Source organism: Prevotella sp. SGI.167 (assembly GCF_050313615.1).
GTDB lineage: Bacteria > Bacteroidota > Bacteroidia > Bacteroidales > Bacteroidaceae > Prevotella.
Map to the genome: position 1 here is coordinate 1 of NZ_JBNPLT010000103.1, position 991 is coordinate 991.

General features: G+C 34.9%; 2 protein-coding genes. Both read right to left on the reverse strand.

From position 1 onward, the window contains the following. Window positions 1-326 precede the first annotated feature (326 nt). On the reverse strand, window positions 327-689 hold the full coding sequence (locus ACQRBJ_RS16045) for a hypothetical protein (protein ID WP_445304230.1): 363 nt from the start codon (window positions 687-689) through the stop codon (window positions 327-329). Window position 690: 1 nt separating this feature from the next. Next, on the reverse strand, window positions 691-991 hold a 301-nt coding region (locus ACQRBJ_RS16050), incomplete at its 5' end, for a hypothetical protein (protein WP_445304231.1).

Sequence of the window (991 nt, forward strand, 5' to 3'; positions counted from 1 at the left end):
TTAGCCATGAGGTGATTGGGCTTCTGATTAAATAGCCGCCCATCTTGCCAATCAGAATATTGACAGAATCATGATGGAAGCGGTGGATCAGCTGGATAGATTGGAATAATATGAAAAAGGAGTGGGCTTAGTCCTCACTCCTTTCCTTTATGCTATAGCAAATGTGACATGGAGTACGATGCATACTTTCTGCACTTTCTGTGCTAACCTTTTCTGTTTTACCACCACATCTACGCAGTCCTTTCCAGGATTCTGTCTTATGGTATCTTAGTGAATAACTACCCATGCAGACATAAACGCCATCTGAGCATGATGATAGCAAGGTGCTAGTAAGAAGCAATAGAATCAACGTCTTCTTCATCATAAGCGTATCCATTATGCTCTATTTTTTTTCTAAGTTCCTTAAATGTTTCGTCAGAAACGCAATAGCTGCATATAAAACCAAAGTCGTTAGGACGCAGCTTATTTGTGTTAATAAACTTGACTTGATAATTATGATTTGTTCCGTCATCACTAAAGTCAAGAAGGTTCATACATTTCTTATCTGTATGCAAACATTTTGACTTGTCTATATACACAAATTCGCCTAGCTTTGATTCTTCTTTTTGCGTTTCATTTTTAGTTTTACTACAACCTAATACGCACACAGCAACTAAAATAAGAGGCAAATATAAACTTACTCTTTTCATATTAAAGCATTTTTACAACATGGAAAATAATGTCGTAGATAGCCCAAGAACTAAGTAGAGTGATTAATACTCTATACTTATTCTTTTCTCCAAGAAAATGATATATAAGCAATGCTATAGGTATGATAAATATCATATCTATCAAAACTGTCAAAGACTCAGCAAGTCTATGAACAAAAGGTGAAGGATGATAAATTCCATCACCTACAGCTGATGCTTCATCAAAGATGTTATTAGTATTGCTAATATATCTTAGGACAAAGCAACCTAGGAATACATAAAAACATAAAACCCATTTCTTC

Coding starts and splice junctions, on each gene's coding strand:
- ACQRBJ_RS16045 (WP_445304230.1), bottom strand. CDS start 689: ATGAAAAGAGTAAGTTTATATTTGCCTCTTATTTTAGTTGCTGTGTGC.